We start from the raw sequence: 17,450 nt of genomic DNA, 5'->3' as shown, positions 1-17,450 counted from the left end.
TAGAGGGAGCCTTTCAACTATTTATGCCTTTACTGCTGATTTTTCTTGTTTCTCAATTTCAGTGATAATAATGCCACGTTTCGCCATTTCTTCGATATATTCCTTACCAGGGACTATTTGTTCTGGCGGGTATACGCCTTTTTTAGAAATGGTAGCGTTTCCAATCATTTGTGCAACAACGGAAATTGTATTCGCTGTGGCACGCGCCATCGCTGTCACTTTATTTACACGGTCTTTTACCGTAGTCATTTCATATTCATAAGTTGTTTTCACACCATTTTTTTCCCCTGAAACAATCACACGAAGTAACACGGCATCGTCTTTGTCTTTTAAATCAACAATCGGGTCGAGAACCTTCAATAATACTTCTCTAGGGTTGATCTTTTGCCCTTTTACTTCTACTTCATAGTCATTTCGTGTAAGATTAAGATCTACTAATAATTGGAATTTCGATGCATGACCTGGGTAGCGGATCGTTTTATATTCCAATGTATTTAAATTCGGATAGGATATAGGCAGCGTTGAAGTTCCTCCTGAAGTATGGAACGCTTCTAGTGGTCCGAATTTTTCAAAATAAATTCTTTCAACCTCTGATAAAGATGGTACTTCTTGCTTGACACCGCCGCGAATGATTAAAGATGGATCGGTATAATGGTCGAATAACCCTTCCATTGAAAAAACATGATTATATTCAAGCGGCGCTTCAGGTCTAACCGGAATTCCGCCTACATACATTTTAATCGAATCGGTCTTATCCAGTTTGCTTGCCCCATACCCTGCTAAAATATTGATCATTCCCGGAGCAACGCCCAAATCAGGAATAATCGTAGAATGTGCAGCCGCTGCTGCTTCTTTAAGTGTTAAAACTTTATCAGTAATATGACCAATGTGCCCACCAAGATCAACGGAACTTACCCCTGTTTCAATCGCTGTTTTGGCAACAATTTCATTAAAGGAATAAAATAGCGCATTAATCACAACATCGTATTGACCGATAAATTGTGCAAGCTCATCACGATTTCCGGCATCGACACAATAGGCCTGAATCTTTTCCGATTGCAATTGACGGCAAACTTCCTGCGCACGCGCAAAATCTATATCAGCCAAACCAACGGCTTCCACTCCATCACTATTTACTAAATCACGTGCTGCTTCTTTCCCCATTAATCCAGAACCTAATACAGCTACCTTCATGTAAATCCCTCATTTCCTTTAGTATCTATTCACCTTCAAAAGGATTTCTTCAATATAATATTATTGTAAATTAACAATCTTCAAAATTGTATGTACATTTTAACCAAAAATAAATATAATTAGAATGAATAATTTGGTTTTTTTTACTAATTATTCAACATTTCACATACTTCATTTCGTGCGTATTATTAATGAAAGGAATGGGAATTTTGGATGAAAATACTCGAGCATATTGCACAGGAAATCGTCGAAAAAACGAATGAAATCTTAGACTATCCAATCAGCATTACGGATAACGAGGGGATTATTATTGGGTCAACCGATAAAAGCAGAATTGGGATTTTTCATCAGCCCTCCCTCGAAGTCATTAAGAATAATATAATGGTAGATTGTAAGAGCCAATTAGAGAAAAAAATCCTCCCTGGTGTTTCCGCACCAATAAAATTTAACAACAAAGTAATTGGTGTACTTGGAATCGTTGGGAACCCACGTGAGGTCGAAAAGTACGTTCAACTCGTGAAAAATCAAGTAGAAATGATGTGCCAGGAAGCCTTTCGAAATGAGATGGTCGAGTTAAAAGAAAAAATGGTGGAAATGTTTGTACACCAAATGATTAATCTTCAAGATAAGGATCCCGAAAAAATCGAGCCTATCGCCCATTATGCGAAGCTTCTTGAATATGATTTACATAAAGATCGTGTCTGTCTTCTGATTCACATCCATAATTTGTCAGAAAAAATCGCCGAAAAAAACGAGGTTTTCGGGACCTTCCAGTACTTTCAAAAAGAGGTACTAAACTTTTTACATTTAATTTTCCATGAGAATAAAGACGACATTGTCTCATTATTAGATTTTGAACGATTTATCATCATCAAATCACTCCCTTACCAACAATCCTATTCTACATTAATTGCTAGTTTAGAAGAAAAGCTATACAAGATAAACGCCTTTCTGAAGACAAAATATCATGTTTCTGCCTCTATTTCTGTCGGTGATGTTAGCAATGGTTTAAATGGAATTTCAGAATCCTATCATAATGCATTAAAAGCATTAAGCATTGGAATAAAGTTTGAGCAAGAAACCAATATTTTTGTTTACAACGAACGTGAAACCCTGCTATGGCTGATGCCAAAAGAGCTAAATCACGCTTACCAAAAAAAGCTCATTAAGACGATTTCACCTTTAATTGAACATGATAGTTATGAAGTATTATCCACAACCTTTCTCGGCTTCTGTAAATACAATATGAATCTAAGTGAAGCTTCGAGAAATTTATTTATTCATCGAAACACGATCATTTACCGGCTGGAAAAAATCAGTGAACTTACGTCCCTGAATACGAGCAGCTTTGAGCATTGTATGCTGCTCTATACTGCGATTCAGTCTTATGAGGAAACAAAACATAAAAACAATTAAATATGGTAAATCGATTATTAAATGTGGAAATAAAAATGCTCGAAGCGAATCAAGGGCTTCGAGCATTTTTTCTATATCTAATAGAACCAAGTTTGTTTAATTAGGTGGTTGCTTTAATCCTTCTTTTTTTGAAAAATAGAGGGTAAGATTGATTATCCCCATGCCTGCAATCGCTAAAAACAAATAAAAAGATACAGAATCTCCCCCTAATCCAATCTCATCAACAAAGAATCCCTCATAGAATAATAGTTGAGCAGCAACCAAAATAGAGATTGCTGACAAACTAAGAACGGTAAATCCATTAATCATTTTATTGTTAAATTTCGGGATGATAATCATGAAAAATATAAACAAGGATACAGTCAAAATAGTGATAAAAGTAGGTCTTAGCAAGGTAAATACTCCTAAGTTTTCAAACGGTTCGTATGTATACAATTCCAGTCCTCCTCCTTCAACCATAGTTCTAATTATTTGAGTGTAGGTTATTTCCATAAGATGAGGGTCAATTGCTTCCTTAGAGAACGCACATTTATTTGATAATTCCCTTTTAAATAATGGGGAGAAGCAACTATATCAAAAGACTAAACTCACTCCCTTCCATTCATACCTCCTCTTTACTCTTCCTTATCTATTATCTCAATCTTTAATCCTTTAGTTTGTGGTGGATATGATTCAAGAATTTTGCCTCCATGCCAAACCCTAACATTCTGACCTTCTTCTAAACTATTTACGATTGTTTCATTATTTATACTGATATTTACTAACGTACCCTCCGCAAATGAAGAATTCCCCTTTGTTACTTCAAGTAAAAATCCATTTTCAGATAACAACTTTGTTACTTCCCCCTCAACAACGGCTTCATCATTTATCTCCTCATCAAGATTCTTATCGGTGATTTTTTTATCATCACTCTTTTTAGTTTTAGAGCTTAGATTTATAGAACAACCTGCAATCATTAGTACAAGGCTAACTAACACGAATGTAACTGTTACCCTTTTTTTCATTATATCTCCCCCTGTTTAAACAGACGGAATATTATGGAATTGAGTTTCACCTTACCTTACAATAATAAAATATAATGACCACCATGACTGACAACTGCAATTTGAACGGACGTTTTTTCCAATTTATTTTAAAATAAACTTATAAATCTCTGGGGGTTTTATATGTCACTACTATTTTTTGTCTTAACACTGATTATGATTGGTATTTTTCTTATTTACCGTTATAACAAGTTACCCCACCCAGTAATTACATTTTCTCTCGTATTTGCAATTATGTGCTTGATTTATGCGTTACGATTTGTTTTTATGTTCCTAACAGGATCCTAATTAAATTACAATAAGAAATCCCCTGAATAGGGGATTTCTGCGGATTCTGCTAATGAAAATTTGAAAACCAAAACCTTGAATCTTTTGATTTTTACCAATTTCTTTTGTATTAAAAATCCAGCTGCGGTCCCAAGTGTATTAGCAAAATGTCATTAATATCTGAGATTCTGCCGCTTCCCAATGTGACTTCGATTATTAACTTTTGTTTAGTTAGTTAACCGAATTAGATTGTTACTAGCCATTTTTTTCGAATAGTAACGATTAAATCTCAGTGAATAAATCAACACATAAATAACAATAAGGGTTGCAAAAAAATTTAGTACAATCAATGAGATGTTCAAATTGAAAAATTGAGTCAGTACTCCCACTACAACAACCGGAACAATAAATCCGAAGTATGCACATATATAAAAAGCCGAAATCACTCGTGGGCGCTCAACTGGTTTTGGTAATTCACTAGCTAATCTTAAAGTAACTTGAAACGTCCAACCGGCCCCAATCGCTTGAAGGAATATCCCTGCCCAAAGTAAAAATAAATTCGCAGTCTGACCAGAAAAAACTATAACCCATGATCCAATGGCAAGAAACAGGATACCTAATCTCATTCGAGTAACAGTATTACCTGGCCAAGGAAAGAACTGCACCAAAGCCCCTCCGCCCAGAAGCAACAATATTAACAACCCAGAAATAGAGAGATTATCGGTGTGAATGACATTCTTGGTGAAAGCAGGAATCAGTGAAATTACAATCCCGCATAAAGTAAAAACAGTAAAGATTGGAAGTCCAATAAAAGACCAAAAATTGGATCGAATATCGTCCGGAACACCCATCGAAATCTTAGTTTTAGACGGTTTTTGCACTTGGGGATCTTCGTGCTTCGGTAATATTTCTAAAAATATCAAGGAACTTAATAACATGACTAGCAAGAACCAGTAGGGTAAACTAAGCGGTTGAAAATGTATATATTGTATGATTAAGCCTGAAATAGCTGGACCCAAGCCAAAACCAATATTTACTGTTATTCCTGACAATTTAAGGGCTGTACTCACTTTATCATGAGAGATTTGTTTTATTAAGAACGCACTCGCAGTACCCGTAAAAGCCCCATATGCGATCCCTTCTAATATCCTCGCCACATATAAATGCCAAACCTCAAAACTCACAAGAAAAATCAATGTCGAGACAATCGAAATCCATATACTGAAACGAATGACTCTTTTTAATCCCCACTCGCTCCCCTTGGCCCCTACTAAGAGCAAAGTTGGCAGCAAAAATGCAGCATAGATCGCAAAGAGGATGGTAATTTGCAAACTATTTAACTGATAGAATTCACTATATAAAGGAAATAACGATGAAATAAATGTTGCACCACAAGACATCATCAGAATAATCCAAAACATTTTTTTCATTATGTTTCCTACCTTTACGAATTTAGTTTTATTCAATAGAACTCCTTTCAAAACAAATTTAACATATTCAAGAACGTTCGGTCAATAATAATTTTGAACGTTCATTCTTAAATGAACAGAAACTAGCTCTCACTTAAAAAAATGGATGTTTCGCAAACTTTGTTATTTTTCCTATCAACCAACTACATTATCGTTTCTACACTTAGTAGAGCTGATTTATTAGGTTTAATTGGTAATAATACGCGACCACTGATACCCATCCACAATTTTTTTCTTATTAAACGGGCATCAGATTTCTTCTCTAATGCCCGTTCAAATGATTTTTCTTGTATAACGGGTATCAGATGTACTCTCTGATTCCCGCCCACACGCTTTTTCTTGTAAAACGGGTATCAGATTTCTTCTCTGTTGCCCGTTCAAATGATTATTCTTGTATAACGGGTATCAGATGTACTTTCTGATTCCCGGCCACACACTTTTTCTTGTAAAACGGGTATCTGATCTCTTCTCTGTTGCCCGTTCAAATGTTTATTCTTGTGAAACGGGAAACAACATTCTTTTAGAAAAGAGCAAAAAAATAAAGAGCTCCAAAAAGCTCTTTTTTAACCTCTACTTTGATTTTCCTGTATTAACCAAATCGATGTTTACCTTAATTTCAAAATCCAATTTTGAGTAAATTTTATCCCTTTTCAACTTCTTCCATTTTTCATAGGAAGTATGATTGCGTACGACTGTTCCTATGCCAATTGGATCTGTTTGATATTTTTGCAATTTTTTTAACAGCCTTTGTGATTGGGTTATGAGATAATTTTCAACTTGTTTTTCCAATTGTTTTTGATATTTTTCATTACTTAAATCCATGGTACCTGTATATTCAAGTACAGTTCCTTTCAAATTTAATAAGAATTCGAGCGACACATTCTTTCTTTTTCTTGTATTCACTTTTTTATTATTATCAGAATGGATATTACTTAAGTAAAGCTGTTCAGCTTTCCCAGTCTCTTCATTATTCATAGTTATCATTAAACTGCCATTATTGATGTCTCCGCTTAAAAGATTTAGGATGTGTGTTTCACCTAAAGTTAGCCGTGTAACAAATTGATCTCCTTTAAAAGTACCCAAGCCCTTTAATTCAATATTCCCGCCTTCATTTGAAAAAATAGGTAAAACCGGATCTATACCATCGTCATAATAATCTCTTAAAAAGCGATACTTATTTGTGTTTAATATTTTATTCTGATTGCTTATTTTCTCCATAAAAGTATAGAGGTACGCAGCATTATCTGGAATAGAAGGCATCTTACTTTTAAGCAGTGCTTCTCCTTTTCCCTCGACAATCGCAAATTTAACGCGCGTTCCCACTTGAGGATCCCTTGTAAACGACCCAACAACGCTCATAAGGCCATTTTTCGCCAGTTCTTCCCCAAACAGAATCGTACTTTGCCCTCCAACTAAATTTAAATTTGTTAGATTCTGAAGCTTAATGTAGGTATCATGAGTTGATTTTCCATTAGCAGTAAGAGTCTGAGTATCAAATTTTCCTTCTTTAGAAACTGTGGGAAATAGGACGGTTGTTTTTATAGGATTATCTTTACTTTCGGACAAATCGAATGCAACAGATTGAATAATTCCTAAATCTTCAATAATATTACTTGTTCCACAACTTGTTAAAAACAAACAAACTATCACAATCAATACAACCCTATTATTTCGCATGATCTATCTCCCTGATCAAACGACGTTGAATAAAAAGGAGGCATAGTACAAAGAAGGGTAATGCCCATGCGATACCAATTGCACATTTACTCAGCCATATTAACCACTTTTCAACATCAACCATAGAATCTGGGATTAATGCAAGGATAAAACCAGTTGCTAGTATTAGGGTTATCCAAATATTAGGTTTAACCCTTTTCATCATATTTTCAAAAATCTGCTGACATCCCCAGTAATAGATGACAATGGTTGTTAATACCTTAAAAGCGAAAACCGAAAAACAAAGATTTTCGGCTCGTGATAGAAAAGGAACTTCTGTATATTCAAATAATGTCATTATTGGGTATTTATCATTTAATATTTGATCGAAGCTAAAAAAACCATAACTTAAAAAGAGGATGGAAAGATAAATTACCGTGGATATAATATTTCCAATAAACAGCGCCTTTGTCCATTTTTTTTCAACCATAGGAAAAAAAAGAATGGAAACCTCAATACCTAAAAATGCTGTATAGACATGAAGTGCTCCCTTGAAATAATCTGTTTCTCCTTTGAAAAAGAAAGTAGTAAAACGTGAAAAATTAAATTCAGGAAAAAGATAAAAGACTAAAAAAATCATCAGCTCCACGAAGAAGAATAAAACGACACTGGCTTTCGCGATCTGGTAAATCCCACCTCTTAGTAATTGAAAACTAATAACTGTAAATAAAATGATAAAAAGGGTTTCAGGTAAAGCTGGAAAAAACATCAACTTATATATAAAGATATATTCCTTCATAATCATGCTTGCGATTCCGATCCAAACACCAATGATAAACAGATAGATGGGCGCCATTACCCATTTCGGAACCGACTCCTCAATGATTTCAAAAATGGACCTGCCTTTAGCGAACTTATAAATGATCGCAATCATTAAAAGATTAATATTAACGATGAGGAAAATGAAAATGATACTTATCCAGCCATTTGTCCCGAAATATTCGGCTGTTAGTTGCGGTAAACTATACAAGACGAGACCATTTTGTATCATCATGGTTAATATAGATAGTTGAAGTGGATGGAGCCGTTCTTTCATATGATCACCTTTAATTCCTCTTTTTTTCACCATCGTTCTGGATCAAAGTTTGTGCTGGCTGCCCCTTTTTTATTTTATTAAAAGGCCCTCTGACAAGACTATCCAGCCAATCTTTGAAGTAGGTAGGAGAAATCGGCATAAAATAAGGTGAAGATAAATTCGTTAAGCCAGTTAAGTGGACGATTAATATTCCAAAAGCGAAAAAAATTCCGATATTCCCTAAAAAACCTGCTACTAAAATAAATAGGAACCGAACAATTCTAATGGAAGCACTCATAATATAACTTGGGACAATAAATGAAGCGATGGCCGATACCGCTACAACAATGATTAAAATATTACTGGTAATTCCAGCTTCAACTGCTGCTTGGCCTATGACAATACCACCTACAATTCCAATCGTTTGACCAATTTTGGTCGGCAGCCTTGCCCCCGCCTCTCTTAGTAGCTCAATGACTATTTCTAAAAAAATAGCTTCAACTAAAGGTGGAAAAGGCACTCTACTCCTAGATTGCATAATGCTTTGTAAGAGCGATTGCGGAATCATCTCGTAATGATAGGTACATATAGAAACATAGAATGCTGTAAGTATTATTGTTATAAATAAGGCCAAATATCGCAGTATCCTAACCGCTGTTCCGATAATCCATCGTTGATTATAGTCATCTGGAGACTGAAAAAAATCAAAAAAACTAGAAGGAGTACAAAAGATGTTTGGACTTTCATCGACAAGTCCAATTATTTTACCAGAATATAGTTTGGTCACAGCGATATCTGGCCTTTCAGTGGTATAAAATTGTGGAAATGGTGATTGTTGATGATCATCAATCATTTGAATCAAGACATTAGAATCCGTGATGGAATCCACTTTTATGGATTGAATCCTTTCTAATAATCGCTCCACCATATCCCTCTTTGCCATACCCTCAATGTAAATTAAAAGAACCTTGGTTTTTGAAAACTCCCCAACAGTTAATTGAATCATTTTTAAACGAGAACTTCGGACTCTTCTTCTAATTAACGAAACATTTGTTTTTAATGTCTCGTTAAAGGAATCGTGAGGACCATTAATTACAGTTTCTGTTTCAGACTGAGCAATGGATCGTTTCTCGAATCCAGCTACATTAATTAAGTATGAATGCTTCCCAAAGAACAGTGCCACATTTCCGTCTAGTATTCCGTTTAGTATTTTTTCCTGACTCTTTTCTCGTTTAAACAAGGATTGTTGAAAAGCTTTTTCCATATTACTAAATGACATTTCCCTTAAGGGTGAAAGTATTTCCCATTCTAAGGTTTTGGAATCTACTAAGGAATCTAAGTAGATAATGTGTATTTCATCTTGATTAAATGAACGATGAACAAGGTCAAAGGAATCCGATAATTCGGCAAGGGTCTTGTCAAATGTTGATTCCGGAAAGGCTTCTTCTTTGGATACTTGTCTATGAATATTCAATTGAAGTGGTTGATCATTTTCAGTTTCCTGTTTGAACAAAAACTGTTTAACTTTAATTCGAAAGCGACCCATTCAAGTTCCTTCCTTTAAACCAAGATAATTTCTATTGTTTACCATTATTTTCATTATTATGTATTTAGAAAATTAGAATAAAAATGTAGCCCTGAATATTTGAATATCAAAAAACTGCCACAAAAATTTTGTGGCAGTTTTTTGATGGGTACTCTCCGTTATCCTTTATCGGTTAGAATGGTCCTGCCTTCATAGAACATACGATCAGGGATCACTTCTTTCTCCTTGGCAGTAACGGATGTTGCAGGTAATTTATAAATCAATGTTTTACTTCCTGAGGGAGAAATATATCGTTGCAAATGACTCTTTGCCAATGAACGATCATAATACCCTGGCACATATTTGTTCAGCATGACTTGCATAGCAGCTGTTGCCTCGTTAATATCAGTTACACTTTGCAATGCACCTTCAATAATTACACTCATATAAGCTGTATCTGTTAGGGCGGGAATGGGACTCGTAATTGTCCCATAACTCTCGCTTACGGTGAAACAAGCCTGAGGGTTCCTCCCGATGTAAGCTCCTTTTCTGCCTTCTTCTGACCCATGAAAATAGATGGCGTCATTCAGCCAAACAAAATTGAGTGGAATGACATACGGAACATCCTCTGAAGATAATCCGAGAAATCCAGTTTGGGCAGTTTGTAGAAAGTGCTGGATTTTATGGGTGTCCGTACAATTGCGAATCTGATTGCGAATTGGAAACATCAAAATCCTCTCCTTTTACGAGTCGAAAGGCGTAATAAATTTTTTAATAGGCTTTTGTTATTATTCATTGTTGATTTTCGTTTTGGCAGGAGAATTCATAAGGGAAGAATTTTCCGTTAATGCATATCAAGGAAGTCTATGAAGCCAATATAAGCGAAGAAATTTCGCTTATATGCTCTTAATAAGTCAAAATCCAAATATTTAGATCCTATAAGCGAAAAAACTTCCCTTATTATGAAGGAAATATAGATTTCCCAATTTAAACGAAATTTTTTCGTTTATTTTTCTAACACAACAAAATCAACATTCAGTAATAACATTGTCTTTTTAAAATACTAGCGTAACGACTTGAACGCAGTACGTAATTCCGAGATGATGTACCCCGGTTGCTCCCAAGCTGCGAAATGTCCACCCTTAGGAAGCTTGTTGAAATGGATAAGATTCGGGTAAGCCTTCTCTGCCCAGCTCTTTGGTGCTACGTACATCTCATCCGGAAATACGCTTACCGCAACCGGGAGCTTGACACCTTTGACGGCGAAGAAGGAGATTCCGGCAACAGTATTCTCCCAATAGAGGCGAGCCGCGGAAACCGCTGTGTTCGTCAACCAGAAGAGCGTGATGTTGTCGAGAACATCGTCGCGCGTGAGGCCTTCTGTGACTCCTTCAAAAGATCTCGCAATCAGGGCATGGCTCTTCCAGTCATGGTCAATCATAAAGGCAGCCAAACCAACAGGCGAATCTACCAATCCAGTCAGTGTCTGCGGACGTGTTCCCATTTGAAATGCGTAGGCGAATTTATTCTCGCGAACTTGCTCACACGCTTTCTTCTCTTCTTCTGTGAGACCAGCAGGCAACGGGTTTCCAGACCAGATCGCCGCATCAACTTCTGGCGGTATTACTTCAGGCATATTGGTATGGATGCCTTTCAATCCTTTAGGCTCTTCAACCCCCATAAAGTTAACAACAATTGAGCCCCAGTCGCCCCCTTGGGCTACATACTTCGTATAGCCCAGACGTGTCATCAGCTCACCATAAGCGCTTGCGATACGTTTAGGATTCCAACCTGTTGTGGTCGGCTTTCCTGAGAACCCGTAGCCAGGCATTGATGGAATGATCACGTGGAAAGCATCGGCCGCACTTCCGCCATGTGCAGTCGGATTAGTAAGTGGTTCGATAAGCTTCATTTGCTCAATAATCGAGCCAGGCCAACCATGCGCAATCAGGATTGGCATTGCATCCTCATGCTTCGAACGCACGTGAATGAAGTGAAAGTCTAATCCATCGATTTCGGTCACGAAGTGAGGGAACGAGTTAATTCTCGATTCGATTTTGCGCCAGTCATATTCATCCGCCCAATACCGAGCAAGTTCTTGAATCGTTGCGAGTTGCACCCCTTGCGATTGATCTAGGACTGTTTCCTTCTCAGGCCATTTCGTTGCTTTAATGCGGTTCTTCAATTCTAAGAGTTCCTCTTCTGGAACATTTACATGGAAAGGTCTAATTTCGTGCTTGTCTGTAGATTGCTCATTAATTGGTTGTTGAGTACTCGTTTGTGTCATTTCTCTATCTCCCTTTGTGTATATTTTTGGATTGTATTATGTCAGTTTCTGAGAAAACGCCATATTGTGGTTCGAGCATTATGCATGTCCCACGATTTCTCAATCATTCCTCCTTGCGAAAATAAATTTAGCATATTCAAGAACGATCGGTCAAGAATTATTTTTGAACATTCGTTCTTGAATGTGTTTAAAAAAGATCGTAAGGCCTGTGCCTTACGATCTCAATCATATCAACCATTCATTCTAATACCGACAAATTCATTTCAATAATTTGGCGTAATTTATCCTTATCAGATATCGTCTTAACCATAACACGAAGTCCGATTAAGGCATTAAGAAGATAAGAGGACAGTTCTTCCGGGTTAAATGTCTTGGAAAATTCCCCCGATTGTTGTCCTTTCACAATAATGTCTTGAAATAATTCTTCTGTCGTGGTCCATCGCAGATGAACCCAATCTATGGCCTCAGAATCATGTATGGCCAACTCAACTGCAGTATTGACCAGTAAGCAGCCCTGAGGAACCTCTTCTTGAGGTTGAATAGCAATTTCAAACAACACTCGAATTGCCTCCTTGGCAGAATGGGTATCGGCCATACGTTGCTTAACCATTTCCTCCAACATTATACTGTATCGTTTTAATGTTTTAATATATAAGGATTTCTTATCTCCAAATGTATCATACATGCTCCCTTTATGTACCCCCATATGTGAAACCAGTTCCTGCATTGATGTCTTCTCATATCCTTGTTCCCAAAATAAGCGCATGGCTTTAAGAAGAGCAGCATCTTCATCAAATTCTTTTTTTCGTGCCACCTTAATCCTACCTCCTTAATAAGTGGTATCTGTGTTACTATCCCACAATATAAATGAGGATCCAAATCCCCTAACCCTCGTCTTCCTTTAATAAAAAACAGATTAATAATTATTTTCCGTGATATAAAATATAATAGCATAAGTAATTTACATAGTCTTAATATACTATTCGTAATCTCCATATAACTAAAAAGGGAAAACAAATCAACGTGACTTGTTTTCCCCTTTGCCTATTTATTATCCCAGCTTACTTTTAAGCTTTTCACAAATATAATCCCCAACCAGCTCGGTCGTTGACTGGCCACCAAGATCTGGAGTCAGAACCTCTTTCTCCTGCAGGACATCCTCCATCGCATCCATAATCGCTTTGGCTGATTCTGGCTGCCCTAAATGATCCAGCATCATACTTGTACACCAAATCGAAGCAAGTGGATTGGCGATTCCTTTTCCAGCAATATCTGGTGCCGAACCATGGACCGGTTCAAACATCGAAGGATACTTCTTTTCCGGATTGATATTCGCCGAAGGTGCAATTCCCAGTCCGCCAACAATCGCTGCGCCCAAATCTGTTAAGATATCGCCAAATAAGTTAGAAGCAACCACCACATCCATTGTTTCAGGTTTGCTGACGAAAAAGGCGGCAAGTGCGTCAATATGCACCGTGCTGCTTTCTACATCCGGATATTCCTGATTGATTTTCTGAACATACTCATCCCAAAATGGCATCGTATGATTAATTCCGTTGGATTTTGTCGCTGCCGTAACATGCTTTCTTTTACCCTGCTTCTGAGCAAGGTCAAAGGCGTAGCGTAATACCCTTTCTACCCCTTTTCGAGTAAAAACACTGTTCTGGATGGCCATGTCCATATCAGTACCTTCATACATCCGGCCGCCAATACTGGAATATTCCCCTTCATTGTTTTCCCGAATGACAATAAAGTTTAGATCGTCAGCGGTTTTGCCCGCAAGTGGCGATTGAATACCTTTTAATAATCTAACTGGACGCAAGTTAATATACTGCTCAAATTGCCGTCTGATTGGGAGAAGCAGTCCCCACAAAGAAACATGGTCAGGTACGCCAGGATAGCCGACAGCACCGAGAAAGATAGAGTCAAAATCTTTTAATATTTCCAAGCCATTATCCGGCATCATTTTTCCGTGTTTGGCGTAGTATTCACAGCTCCAGTCAAACTCTTGATAGGAAAGCGAATATCCCCCATGAAGCTGACTAACGGTATCTAATACTTTTTTCCCTTCCCTAACGACGTCTACGCCAATTCCATCACCAGGTAGTAAAGCGATTGAATATTGCTCCATGATTGTACTCCTATTCTAGTATTTTCGAATTCAGCACTTCGGGATTTGCAATATACTTAGGCATTTTTCCTTCAAGTACTTTTAAAACATTTTCCGCTACTGTAGTTGACATAATATAATTACACTCAATTGTCGTCCCGCCTATATGAGGGGTAAGGACGACATTCGGTAAGGATAATAGTGGAAGATCCTTTGCTGGAGGTTCCGGGTCAAATACATCCAATCCGGCTCCTGCGAATCTTCCCTCTTTCAATCCATTAAATAAATCGTCTTGATTGATAACCGCACCGCGTGCTGTATTGATTAAAAAGGCAGTTGGTTTCATAACAGAGAAAAACTTATGATTGATTGAATGTTTCGTTTGCTCATTTAATGGAATATGAAGAGAAATAAAGTCCGACTGCGCGAATACTTCTTTCATATTCGTATTAATATGAACTCCAATTTCATGGGCCATTTTATGTTTTGCAGGATTATATTCCCTCACCCATGCCGTAACATCCATTTCAAATCCAAGCTTTAATCGCTTGGCTACCTCTTGGGCAATATTGCCAAAACCAATTAAGCCTACCTTTTTTCCTTTTAATTCAAGCGTTGGGATACTCATGCGAGAATCATAGTTTCCTTTCCTCATATTTTCATGAAAAGGAATGACGGATTTCGCCAAGGCCATAATTAACATAACCGCATGCTCGGCAGTGGATACCTTGTTCACCGCAGGTGCGTGTAGGACAGGTATCCCTTTTTTCGTTGCGTAAGCGACATCAATATTATCGAGGCCAACTCCTGCGCCAGAAATGACCTTTAAATGAGGATTGGCATCAATGACTTCTCGTGTGATTTTTGCTGGAGCTCGGAGAACAATTCCTTCAACATTCTGTACCGCTTCACACAAATGTGGAAGATCATACTGATTGGTTTGAATCACCTCTGCGCCCTGCCCTAAAACTTTTTCCCCCTCATGATGATACATTGAGAGAATCTGGAGAACCCGTGGTTTCTTCATATTCTTTAACCTCCAGCGGTTTAGACTCTTAAGTTTTCTACGATGGTTGCAATTCCCTGTCCACCGCCGATACAAGCTGTAATTAAGCCGTAACGGCTTCCACGCCGCTCCAACTCATTCATCATTTTCACGGTCAAAATCGCCCCAGTACCGCCAATTGGATGCCCTAATGCGATAGCACCGCCATTAACATTTAATTTCTTTCGATCAATATTTAATTCTTTTACACAGGCTAGTGCCTGAGCGGCAAATGCTTCGTTTAACTCAATCAAATCGATATCTGCTAATGAAAGACCTGCTAGTTTAAGTGCCTTCAATGTCGCAGGAACCGGCCCAATCCCCATGATTTCTGGTGAAACGCCTGCCACGGCTTGTGAGACAATCCGGAGACGAGGTTTGAGTTCCCGTTTTAATGCCTCTTCTTCCGACATCATGATGAAAGCGGCTGCCCCATCATTACGACCGCTTGAGTTTCCAGCTGTAACCGTTCCACCTTGTTTAAAAACAGGCTTTAATGAAGCAAGCTTTTCAAGGCTTGTGAGACGTGGATGTTCGTCTGTTTCAAAGCTAATTTTCTCTTTTTTCACCTTGACTTCATATGCGACGATTTCATCCTTAAATTTCCCAGCACTAATGGCGTTAGCCGCTTTCTGCTGGCTTTCAAATGCAAATTCATCTTGTTCCTCGCGGCTGATGCTATATTTTTCCGCAAGATTTTCTGCTGTCATTCCCATGGTTAACTGACCGTATACCTCAATCGGCTGTGCCCGAGGTTGACTTTCGGTATTGGAATCAACGATTTCTGCATTTCCAGCACCATATCCATATCTTGCTTTTCTTAAATAATAAGGAGCGTTACTCATGCTTTCCGCACCGCCAGCCAAGACGATTTCAGAAAGACCGCAAATAATTTGCTGTGCCGCATTATTAATTGCTTGTAGACCGGAACCGCACTGGCGATGAACGGTATATCCAGGCACTTCAATTGGAAGATCTGCTCTTAAGGCAGCTAAACGAGCTAAATTGGGCACGTCGGAGCTTTGTTTTGAATGGCCCCAAACTACTTCCTCAACGTCCTTCCCCGCAACACCGCTTTTCTCTAATGCCTCTCTCATAACCTTTTCCGATAAAAAATCAACCTCTACATCCTTCAGGGTGCCACCCATTCTTCCAATCGCTGTCCTGACTCCATCAATAATGACTGCATTCCTCATTCTCAACACCTCCGTTTTATCGAAACTCTCGTTTTAATTCATTGGCAATGATATTCTTCTGAATTTGGCTTGTGCCTTCATAAATTTTTGTAATCCGGGCATCACGGTAGAATCGCTCGATCGGATAATCCTTCATATATCCAATTCCTGCATGAATTTGTACAGCTAAATCAGCGATACGGTTGTATACCTCGGAACCATATAACTTCGCCATCGCCGCCTCTTTCACGACCCGCATTCCTTTATCCGTCATCCATGCTACACGATAGGTAATCGAACGAAGCAACTCGATTTCCATCGCCATATCCGCTAACATATGCTGAACCGCCTGCTGTTCAAAAATCGGCTTATCAAATTGAATCCTTTGCATCGCATAATCCATGCTGTGCTCAAGTAGCTTTTCGCAAGAGCCTAAATTACGTGCCGCAAGGCCGGCCCTGCCATTCGCGAGGATTTTTAACGCGTTCACGTAACCTTGTCCTTCTTCGCCGAGGACATTCTCTGCTGGAACTTCCAAATTTTCAAAGAAAAGCTCAGCCGAATGAGAACCACGAAGCCCCATTTTTTTCTCGACATTTCCAACAATAAAACCAGGGAAATCCTTTTCTACGATAAAAGAGGTAATTCCCTTTGCCCCTTTACTTGGATCGGTTACGGCCATAACGGTAAATACATTACCGCAAACCGCATTGGTAATATAATGCTTGGAACCATTTAGGATATATTTGTCGCCCTTTCTCTCCGCTCTTGTTTTTAAATTAGCGGCATTCGAACCGGCACTTGGCTCGGTAAGGGCAAAAGCACCAATCCATTCCCCACTTGCCATCTTTGGAAGATACTTTTCTTTTTGTTCCTTCGTGCCAAGCTCAACAATTCCGACCGAACCGATTCCTGTGTGGGCACCGATTAACGTGGTATAACCATTATGTGTTTTTCCTAGTTCCTCATAAATCGCGCATTTCCCCACCATATCAAGGCCAAGACCGCCGTATTCTTCAGGAATACTTAAGCCAAATAACCCCATTTCCTTAGAGGCTTCAATAATTTGACTAGGAATTTCATCCTTCTCTTCTATTTCCATGGCGACCTTTTCTACTTCACCCTGAACAAAATCATGCACAGCTTTCTTTAATAATTGAATATCTTCCGATAATGTGAAATCCATTT

At 38.1% G+C, this 17,450-nt stretch carries 15 protein-coding genes; 1 reads left to right on the top strand and 14 read right to left on the bottom strand.

Annotation, left to right across the window (positions count from 1 at the left end; all coding sequences use genetic code 11):
• Window positions 1-21 precede the first annotated feature (21 nt).
• On the bottom strand, window positions 22-1,194 hold the full coding sequence (locus tag ACWM35_RS14360) for a saccharopine dehydrogenase C-terminal domain-containing protein (protein WP_454819462.1): 1,173 nt from the start codon (window positions 1,192-1,194) through the stop codon (window positions 22-24).
• Window positions 1,195-1,407: 213 nt separating this feature from the next.
• Between ACWM35_RS14360 and ACWM35_RS14355 the strand changes: the two genes are divergently transcribed.
• A complete protein-coding gene (locus ACWM35_RS14355; RefSeq protein WP_454819461.1) occupies window positions 1,408-2,610 on the top strand; it encodes a CdaR family transcriptional regulator in 1,203 nt (400 codons plus the stop codon).
• A gap of 96 nt (window positions 2,611-2,706) precedes the next feature.
• Here the strand turns inward: ACWM35_RS14355 and ACWM35_RS14350 are convergent, their stop codons facing one another.
• From ACWM35_RS14350 to ACWM35_RS14290, 13 genes are all read right to left on the bottom strand, one after another.
• On the bottom strand, window positions 2,707-3,045 hold the full coding sequence (locus tag ACWM35_RS14350; protein ID WP_454819460.1) for a hypothetical protein: 339 nt from the start codon (window positions 3,043-3,045) through the stop codon (window positions 2,707-2,709).
• Window positions 3,046-3,224: 179 nt separating this feature from the next.
• Window positions 3,225-3,614, bottom strand: coding sequence for a DUF3221 domain-containing protein (locus ACWM35_RS14345; protein ID WP_454819459.1), 390 nt, complete (start codon window positions 3,612-3,614; stop codon window positions 3,225-3,227).
• A 533-nt stretch (window positions 3,615-4,147) separates the two neighbouring features.
• Complete coding sequence (locus ACWM35_RS14340) at window positions 4,148-5,350, bottom strand: MFS transporter (protein ID WP_454819458.1); 1,203 nt, start codon at window positions 5,348-5,350, stop codon at window positions 4,148-4,150.
• Window positions 5,351-5,959: 609 nt separating this feature from the next.
• Window positions 5,960-7,045: a Ger(x)C family spore germination protein gene (locus ACWM35_RS14335; protein WP_454819457.1), complete on the bottom strand. Its 1,086-nt coding sequence runs from the start codon at window positions 7,043-7,045 to the stop codon at window positions 5,960-5,962.
• Window positions 7,046-7,055: 10 nt separating this feature from the next.
• Window positions 7,056-8,141, bottom strand: a complete 1,086-nt coding sequence (locus tag ACWM35_RS14330) for a GerAB/ArcD/ProY family transporter (protein WP_454819456.1) — start codon at window positions 8,139-8,141, stop codon at window positions 7,056-7,058.
• A gap of 10 nt (window positions 8,142-8,151) precedes the next feature.
• A complete protein-coding gene (locus ACWM35_RS14325) occupies window positions 8,152-9,666 on the bottom strand; it encodes a spore germination protein (protein ID WP_454819455.1) in 1,515 nt (504 codons plus the stop codon).
• A 158-nt stretch (window positions 9,667-9,824) separates the two neighbouring features.
• On the bottom strand, window positions 9,825-10,373 hold the full coding sequence (locus ACWM35_RS14320) for a pyridoxamine 5'-phosphate oxidase family protein (protein WP_454819454.1): 549 nt from the start codon (window positions 10,371-10,373) through the stop codon (window positions 9,825-9,827).
• 335 nt (window positions 10,374-10,708) lie between these two features.
• A complete protein-coding gene (locus tag ACWM35_RS14315; protein WP_454819453.1) occupies window positions 10,709-11,932 on the bottom strand; it encodes an epoxide hydrolase family protein in 1,224 nt (407 codons plus the stop codon).
• 238 nt (window positions 11,933-12,170) lie between these two features.
• Window positions 12,171-12,746, bottom strand: coding sequence for a TetR/AcrR family transcriptional regulator (locus ACWM35_RS14310; RefSeq protein WP_454819452.1), 576 nt, complete (start codon window positions 12,744-12,746; stop codon window positions 12,171-12,173).
• A 237-nt stretch (window positions 12,747-12,983) separates the two neighbouring features.
• Complete coding sequence (locus tag ACWM35_RS14305) at window positions 12,984-14,063, bottom strand: tartrate dehydrogenase (protein WP_454819451.1); 1,080 nt, start codon at window positions 14,061-14,063, stop codon at window positions 12,984-12,986.
• Between the two features lie 10 nt (window positions 14,064-14,073).
• Window positions 14,074-15,069 (bottom strand): hydroxyacid dehydrogenase, encoded by a 996-nt coding sequence (locus tag ACWM35_RS14300; protein WP_454819450.1) that lies wholly within the window; start codon window positions 15,067-15,069, stop codon window positions 14,074-14,076.
• A 20-nt stretch (window positions 15,070-15,089) separates the two neighbouring features.
• Entirely contained in the window at window positions 15,090-16,283 is a 1,194-nt protein-coding gene (locus ACWM35_RS14295) for a thiolase family protein (protein ID WP_454819449.1), read from the bottom strand.
• Window positions 16,284-16,299: 16 nt separating this feature from the next.
• Entirely contained in the window at window positions 16,300-17,448 is a 1,149-nt protein-coding gene (locus tag ACWM35_RS14290) for an acyl-CoA dehydrogenase family protein (protein ID WP_454819448.1), read from the bottom strand.
• Window positions 17,449-17,450: the final 2 nt, after the last annotated feature.

It is taken from the genome of Neobacillus sp. K501 (assembly GCF_053749995.1).
This window is presented reverse-complemented; position numbering and strand designations above follow the sequence as displayed.